This window comes from Microcoleus sp. Pol12B4, from assembly GCF_036701385.1.
GTDB lineage: Bacteria > Cyanobacteriota > Cyanobacteriia > Cyanobacteriales > Microcoleaceae > Microcoleus.
In genome coordinates, this window is record NZ_JAUBQR010000258.1 from 1 (window position 1) to 8,722 (window position 8,722).

Annotated in this window: 4 protein-coding genes and 1 pseudogene; 2 read left to right on the plus strand and 3 right to left on the minus strand. The window is 43.5% G+C overall.

The features are described from left to right. Positions 1–1,436: glycoside hydrolase family 38 C-terminal domain-containing protein (locus QUA38_RS25215; protein ID WP_333166796.1), on the plus strand; the 1,436-nt coding region annotated here is incomplete at its 5' end. Between the two features lie 86 nt (positions 1,437–1,522). Here the strand turns inward: QUA38_RS25215 and QUA38_RS25220 are convergent. The 3 genes and pseudogenes from QUA38_RS25220 to QUA38_RS25230 all read right to left on the minus strand — a co-directional run bounded on the left by QUA38_RS25220 (position 1,523) and on the right by QUA38_RS25230 (position 4,481). Next, positions 1,523–2,110, minus strand: a complete 588-nt coding sequence (locus QUA38_RS25220; RefSeq protein WP_333166798.1) for a cytochrome b/b6 domain-containing protein — start codon at positions 2,108–2,110, stop codon at positions 1,523–1,525. 178 nt (positions 2,111–2,288) lie between these two features. Further along, a pseudogene (locus QUA38_RS25225) lies at positions 2,289–3,108 on the minus strand (transposase family protein). A gap of 185 nt (positions 3,109–3,293) precedes the next feature. Further along, a complete protein-coding gene (locus QUA38_RS25230) occupies positions 3,294–4,481 on the minus strand; it encodes an anion transporter (protein WP_333166800.1) in 1,188 nt (395 codons plus the stop codon). 291 nt (positions 4,482–4,772) lie between these two features. On the opposite strand from QUA38_RS25230, the gene QUA38_RS25235 reads away from it, so the two are divergent. After that, a partial coding sequence (locus QUA38_RS25235) for a PAS domain S-box protein (RefSeq protein ID WP_333166802.1) occupies positions 4,773–8,722 on the plus strand: 3,950 nt, incomplete at its 3' end.

Here is an 8,722-nt window from a genome sequence, read left to right on the forward strand (position 1 = left end):
CTCTGCCGAATCCTCCGCAGCCCGACGCTCAACCGATTTTGATTTTCAATACTCTCAATTGGTCGCGCTCTGAGGTTGTCGCCGTACCGCTTCCCGATGCCGCTGATTCACATTGGAAAATTTACGATTTTTCAGGACAGCCACTGGTGTCGCAGATTGTCAGGGGCCATCGACTCCAATCGCAATCTACACTGTTATTCTGGGCAAATAATCTTCCCGCCGTTGGCTACCAGGTGTTTTGGCTGTGTCGCCAAGACGCTCAAACTGTAGATAATGCGTCCGCGAGTCCAGAAACCGAAAAAAAGACAGAGTTCTCAAAACTTACATACGGTATAGCGCAAAAAAACAGAGTTAGTCAAGAAACGCATTTTGCAGCCGCAGAAATGGTTTTAGAAAATGAATTTATTCGGGCAACAGTAGACGGAAAAACAGGGGATTTATCCAGCATTTGGGATAAAGTAAATAACAGAGAAGTCCTGAATGCAGCAGGCGGCAATCAACTGCAAGCATTTCAAGACAGCGGTCAATATTGGGATGCTTGGAATATCGATCCAAATTATGAAAAACATCAATTACCAGCGCCGATACTGAAAGATATTTCCTGGATAGCACAGGGAGAAATAAGGCAGAGTTTGCGGGTAGTCCGACAAATTGGCAAATCGGAGTTTTGCCAAGATTATATAGTAGAAATAGGTTCGCCACTGCTGAAAATCAAGACAGTTGCAGATTGGAAAGAAACTCACGTTTTAGTAAAAGCAGCCTTTGGGTTAAATGTAGAAGCAGATTTTGCAACTTGCGAAATTCCCGGCGGTGCGATCGCACGCACAACTAAGCCGCAAACACCAGCCGAAAAAGCCAAATGGGAAGTGCCGATTTTGCGCTGGACTGATATCAGCAATGACGGTTTTGGAGTGAGTTTGCTCAATGATTGCAAATACGGTTGCGACCTTCAACCAAATCAAATTCGGCTGACTTTGCTTCGGGGCTCGACTTGGCCGGATGAACAAGCAGATGTAGGAGTTTCCGAATTTACTTGTGCAGTCTATCCCCACAGCGGAAATTGGCAGGATGCAGGTACGGTTCGACAGGGGTACGAGTTGAATTTACCACTGCTAGTAAAGGTGTTACCCAAGTTAGAGAAAAATAGCCACAAGACTCTGCCCGCAGTTGGCACGTTTCTGGATTTGTCCGCCGAAAATTTAGTGCTGATGGCATTCAAACAATCGGAAGATGATTCTAATGTGTGGATTTTGCGGTGTTACGAGTGTCACGGTGAAGAGGCGAAGTTGGAGTTAAAGAGCGATTTTGGTTTGGCGATTAGTCAGCCTGTCGATTTATTAGAACAACCCATAAATTTGCCCCAGAAGTCAGAAGATGGGAGAAGTTTCAGAATATCACCGTGGAAAATAGCGAGTTTTGCAGTCAATTTATCATAAATATTCCTGGATGCATCAACTAATTATCTACGGTAGGCAGCGTGCACCCTACCGCTACCAATTGAGAAGAGTACCCCATCGCAAATTTATCCAACCTTTTGAGGCTTTGCGAACTTAGTGCCAACAAAATTTGTCAACCTACGCCAATTAGCTCTCACAACTTTCTTCTTATCTAAAATATGCAAAATCACGAAGGCTAAAAACGTGTACGCCAGCCAAAAATGCAAACTACTTCCCACCTCAACCATTGCGGAATCCTGCGGAAACAGATCCGGCAAAAGAATTCCGAAAAATTTCACATTGTTATTTTTGTAAGAGTTAGTAAGTAAGAAACCAGCAACCGGAACTAGCCACATAAAAAAGTACAAACTCACGTGCAGAGCAAAATTTTTGTACCATTCCTTCGTAAACTTTGGCAGGCGTTTCGTATATTTTTTCCACCATACCCGCAGCAGGGTCAAAATCCGCAAAGTCAGCAAAGCCATTGTCAGCACCCCTACGGATTTGTGAAAATCGTAAAGGGGGCCTCGAATAAACAATTCTCCCGGCAATCGAGCCATAGACGTACCGCTAGTAAACAGCACTAAATAGCAAGCTGACATCACCCAGTGTAAAGACATCAGTTGTTTGAACGCAGAATTAATTCTGGGTTTCGCAGCGGGTTGGGTACTCACTCTTCCTTACCTCCTTAGCGTTTGCTGGACAAGATTAAGTATAAACTATCGGACTAAAGCCTGTAGCACATTGTGCATTATAAGATTTACTTAACTTAATTATTACAAATATTTATTAAGTCGAATTAACTAGACCTCTTCCCCAAAAAAATATATGTTATAATCAAATTTTTAAAATTTAATCGTTTAGAGCTAACTCATAATTATAAATTGCTGACAACAAATTACAATGCAGACCATAACGGCGACGACGATTCCGATAACGACTCGACTAAATTTTGAAAATTTTGAGACTCCGATTAACGTGTTCAATCACAATTCTCTTCTGGGCTATAGTTAGATTATATTTTTTTGCTAAGAGAGAAAGCTGACCATTTTTAGGTTTATTTCTGGGAATATAACTATTCTGGCGATCGTCCTTTATGCCTTGATAGCGACTATCTTGTAAAGTATCTGTTTCGGGATGAAAATAATTTTTTATTTTTTTAAGCAACGCCCTGTCCAAAAGCAGTGCAAATAATCTCTTTGGTTTCTCTATAAATTAATAATTTAAGTTTTTATAGTCTGCTGTTTTTTCTTGCCTGAATAACATTTTCTCTGTTTATTTTTGGGTTTTTCAATAGCTGTTTTCGTGACATCTATCACCGCGATTTTTGGATAATCTGAATTTTTGAGTAATGCTTTCCCCCGGGAATCCGGAACTTTCCTGTTTTCATTAAAGTTGACTCGATGTTAGTTACAATTCGGCAAATAGTTGATTCAGATGCTCCCCAACTTATCCCAATATGAAAATATGTTCGATATTATCGCTAATATTCCAAGGCGACTAAGACTTGTTCTTCGAGAGTTAGAATAGTGCGGCGTCCTCTTCTTTATTTATGATTTTCTAACCTGAAGTTATCTAAGGCATTAACCATTGCTTTTAAGGTGGGTATTTTCACACCAAATCTACGTTTAAATTCATGAGGTTTGAAATTTAGATAAAATTGATTTTTTATAAGTTAGTTGTTGTGTAACTAAAAACAGGACTTTTTAGCATTTTATCTTGTTTCTAGCAAAAGTTTGTGAAAATTAAGTTAGGATCTGGGATTTGATCGAGTAAAGCAAAACTTATCATTAAATCATAAAATTATTTTGCAAAAGGTCTATTGTAGGAGCATCATAGGGTTATGATTATAGCCTTTTAGTACAGCCAAAAATAAGCTATGGCTAAAGTAACGAAAGTCAGTGGCAGCCCGAACCGCAAATGTTCTTTAAAAGTCAGCCGATCGCCTGATTTCCCTGAAACTTCAGCTACAATTAAATTAGCCACCGAACCCAACAAAGTTAAATTCCCCGCTAGAGTAGAACCCGCCGCCAACAACAGCCAAGCTTGTGTATCTGTTTTGACAATTACGGATTGCAGAACTAAAACTGCGGGCACGTTAGAAATTAAGTTAGAAAGAATTACCGTTACTCCTAACAAACTCAGCGGTGTATTAGTCAAATTAGTTAAATTGTCCAACAAACCCAGTTGTTGAGTTGCTTTAGTCACCACAAACAATCCCGCAAACATTACTAGCAAATTCCAATCGACGCTCTGCAAGAGGCGATCGGACTTGACGCGTCTAGTAATTAACAATATACTGGCAGCTATCCAGGCAGATTCTGCTAAAGGTGCTCCCGCCAAAAAAGCTACTAAAAGTCCTGCTGTCACCCACAAACTTTTTGCTAGTAAAGGCTTGAACAATCGATACCTGACTTGAGTAACCTCCGGCAAAGATTTGCAAGAACGCACTTCTGGATAAAGGAACCACAGCCAAGCTACTTGAACCAGCAAACAAATTAAAGCGACTGGGGCTAGAGAGGCAGCAAATTCCAAATAACTAATTCCCGAAAAAGAACCGACGAGGATATTTTGCGGATTCCCACTCACCGTCGCCACCGAACCTAAATTAGTACCTCCGGCTAAAGCCAAAAGATAAGGGATAGGATTGAGAGACAAAGAGCGAGTCAGACTCAGTGTTAAAGGAGCCAGCAAAATAGCAGTAGTGTCGTTAAGAAAAAATGCCGATAGAATGCCGCTGCCAAAAGTAACGGCTACTATAATGCCGAAAGGAGAACGAGTAAAGCGAGTTAAAAACTCCAAAGCGAGTTGAAAAAACCCCGATGCTCCCAAAGCGGAATTAACGATCATCATTCCGAGCAAAAAAACGATGGTATTGGGATCGATCGCCTCCCAAGCAGTTTTCAGGTCGAGTATCCCCAAAGCCACCGCAAAAGCTGACCCGATAATTGCAACCGCCGCCCGGTTCACCCGCAGCCCCGGCAAATATCCCAAACCGAATCCCAAGTAGGTCAGTCCCAATACTAGGTATTTGAGTGTTATCATATATACTTAAAACTATTGATTGCCGATTTTTTTATTGTCTAGGATGCTAAAAGTACACACTGGGTAATTGCAGCTAAACCTGCTGGCATTGCAACTAGCGGGAAATATTGCCGAGAGACGGTCTACCCACTACAAACAAAGTGGTTGCATGGGAAAGCGAAAACCAGCACACTGGACAAGCTGTAATTTTGTTACAACTTGTAACTTTTTTCAAACAACAGGTTTAATTTAGTTTCACAAGAAAGTTAAATTCCAGAAAGTAAAATTAATTACAGTCGAGTTAAGCTAAAAGTGTTTGCTAAAAAATTTAATTCAAGCAACCCAGAAACCAACAATTCTCAATTGACCCGCACTGACGGCGAGCTCGCAGCAGCAAAACTGTCGTGCAGCAAACAAGTCGAACAGGATTGGTATAGAACTCTCTACGACAATTTTCCGGGCATTTACTTTGTTCTAGACGCTTTGGGAAGAGTTTTTTCTCTCAATCAATTCGGCGAGGCGAGACTAGCCTACAAATCGCAGGAATTAATTTGTCATTCAATTTTTAACATATTTTCCTGCCAATATCAAGGAAAAATGCAAAGTGAATTTGCCGGATTGGTACAGCAGGAAAACGGTAAGCAAACTCCAAAAGTTGCCTGTTGGGAAGGCTGCTTGACTTGCAAAGACGGCAGGATTATCTGGGTAAAAGCAACCGCGCGGGCAATGCCTGCGGTAGATTGGAAAATAGAGGAAAACACTAATGGTCGCTCACTTGCCAATTTCCAACGGCCGGCTGTACTGTTAGTTTGCGAAGAAATTAAGGCTGCTTCGCAGTCACCCACGTCGCCCAACCAGAGAGGAAATTGGCCCAGTCCAACTTTAGCGATCGCAAAATTAGCCAAAAGTCAACTTAAAGAACGCAATAATATAGAAGACTTCATCCGCGAAGTAACAGAAACCGCTGTCAGTATTGTCAACTGCGATCGAGCCAGTATTTGGCTGTATGGCGAAGACAAAACGCAGCTTCACTGCATCGACCTTTACGAAAAAAATACTAAACTCCATTCCGTACAAATCATTATCACAGCAGCCGACTGTCCGGGATATTTTCAAGCTTTAAAATCTGCAAGTGTGATCGCTACTGTGGCAGCAGAAAATGACCCCAGAACGCGAGAACTTGTCGGTCTTTATTTAATCGATCAGGGCACGACTTCCCTGTTAAACGTACCGATTATGCTAGCAGGTCAAAGGTTGGGAATAGTCAGCGCCGAACGCCAGGGTTCCGATGGTGAGTGGACGGAAGAAGAACACGAATTTACCCAAATATTAGCAGATTTTGTATCTTCAAGTTTGTCAGCCAGCGAAAAGTTAAAATTAGAAGCAATGCGGCACGAACAGCAGCAAAACTTGCTGACCCAATACTACGATCAACTAGAAGAAAGAGTAGAAAGGCGCACTGCTGAGCTCAAAAAAGCTAACCAAAAACTGCAAAAAGAAATAATTAAAAGAAAACAAGCAGAAGCCGAACTCCGCCTGCAGCAACAAGAACAGCAAATTATTTTTGATTCCGTGCCGGCGATGATTTGGCTCAAAGATACCGAAAGTCGCCTGCTGCGAATTAATCAAGCCGCCGCTGCATCGAGAGGTTTGCCCGCAGCTCAATTAGAAGGTAAATCTTTTTATGAAATCTATCCCGACGAAGCAGAGCAATATTATTTAGAAGATTTGGAAGTAATCAATTCTGGCGTTCCCAAGCAGGGCCAAGTCGAACTGCTACCAACAGTTTCTGGTCAAAAATGCTGGGTGCGGACAGATAAAATACCTTACCGGGATGAAACAGGTAAAGTCGCTGGCGTAATCGTGTTTGCAGTAGATATTACTGATTTAATTAAAGTCGAAAGAGAACTGCGAGAATATCGCGATCGCCTCGCAGAAAAAGTCGAGAAACGTACTGCTATGTACAGGCAAGCCATGACCGCTTTGTACTCGGCAAATACACAATTGCAACAGTTAATTAACAACAGCTATTCCTCTGGCGAAAATGGCAGCAGCCACTCAGCAGAGCGCTTACTCGAATGCGAAGCTTATTTTGAAGCAGTTGCCGTGGCTGACCGCGACACAATTTTGAGCGTCAGCAGCAATTTTGCCGAACTTTTCGGTTACGAACCTGCGGAAATGGTGGGAATGAGCTTGCTGGAACTACTGTCGCCCAAATCATACAAACAAGCGCCGCAAATGATTTCGGCAGCCAGCAATACAGTTTGTGAAACTATTTTTCTCAAGCGAGATGGAACTGCTTTTCCTGCTGACGTTCGCAGCAAATTCGTATTCTGGGAAGGTCGTTTAGTACAGGTGAAAGCAGTCCGAGATCTCACAGAACGGAAATTGACTGCAGCAGAATTAGAGCGATCGCGCTCTCTGCTGCACGCTACCTTAGAAGCAACGGCAGACGGCATTCTCGCCGTTACTACCGCCGGAGAAATGATTAGTTATAACGAAAAGTTAGTTCAAATGTGGGGAATTTATGAAGAAGTTAGAAACTCAATGGATAGAACGGTGCGACTGGCATTTCTCACTAAGCAAGTTAAAGATCCGAGAGCTTTTTTGCAGAGAGTTAAAGAATTTTATAGTGATACGGAGTCGGAAGGTTGCGATATTCTAGAATTTAAAGACGGTCGCACTTTTGAGCGCTACACGCAGCCGATTAGAGTCGGACAAAATATTATTGGCAGGGTGTGGCGCTTCCGCGATATTACATCTCGCGAAAAGGTGACGGCAATGTTGGGAGATTCTCAAAGGCGCTTTCGGGCAATTTTTGATTCTTCTTTCCAATTTGTGAGCTTATTGAAACCGGACGGCACTCTGCTGGAAGCTAACCAAACTTCTCTGGATTTTGCGGGAATTAAGCTTCGGGATGTGGCCAATAAACCGTTTTGGCTATTGCCTTGGTGGGGAGATTCTGAGGAAGTTCAGGAACAGTTGCAAGAGGCGATTTCTCGATCGGCAAAAGGTGAATTTGTCCGCTATGAAGTGGAAGTTCAAGGTGTAAATCGGACGGCAACAGTTGATTTTTCTCTCAAACCGGTTGCGGATGAAACTGGCAAAATAGTATTGTTGCTGCCGGAAGGTCGGGACATTACTAAAAGTAAGCAAGCCCAAGTCGCGCTGCGGCAACAAATAGAACGGGAACGCCTGATCGGGCAGATTCAATCGCGAATCCGTTCTTCTCTGGATCTCCAAGATATTCTCAACACTACAGTAGCGGAAGTGCGGGAGTTTTTGGTAACCGATCGCGTGCTGGTTTTCCGCTTCCGACCCGACTGGAACGGAAATGTGGTGGTGGAGTCGGTTGGAGAAGGATGGATGCCACTGAAGGGGATGGCAATTGACGATTGTTGTTTTGCCACTACTTACATCGGACAGTATTTAAAGGGCCGCATTCGCGCCATAGAGGATATTCATGCTTCTAATTTGAGCGAGTGTCACCTTAAATTCTTGGAGACTTGTCAGGTGAAGGCAAATTTGGTGGTGCCGATTGTCCAGCAGGGAATTGAACCGAGGGAAGGTAACGGTTCTTGTCAAGTGCCGAAGTTGTGGGGTTTGCTGATTGCCCACCACTGTTCGGCACCCCGCCAGTGGCAGCAGTTTGATGTGGATTTGCTGAGTCAGTTGGGTACTCAAGTTGCGATCGCGATCGAACAATCTTTACTTTACCAGCAGCTAGCGGCGGCCAACCAGCGGTTGGACGGGTTGGCGAATTTGGACAGTTTAACTCAACTAGCTAACCGCCGCCGTTTTGACGAGGTGATCAACCGAGAATGGGAGCAGTCGAGCTCTTCGGAACCACTATCTTTGATTATGTGCGACATTGACTGTTTTAAACTTTACAACGACAATTACGGCCACCAAGCCGGGGATGCTTGTTTGCAGCAAGTGGCACGGGTGATTGGAGATGCTTGCACGAACGCACCCGCACAACGCCTCTATTTGGCTGCTAGGTACGGCGGCGAGGAATTTGGGGTAATTTTGCCAAATACCGATATCGTGGCTGCACAGGCTGTTGCTGAGGGAATCCGCAGCCGCGTCAAAGCCTTAGCAATTCCCCACATTAAGTCTGTTGTCAGCGATTGCGTGACACTCAGCATGGGGGTGGCGACGATTTTTGAAGGCCAAAACTCGCCGAAAATGCTGATTGAAGCTGCGGATAAGGCGCTTTATAGAGCTAAGTCTGGCGGGCGCGATCGAGTGGCTATTAGTGA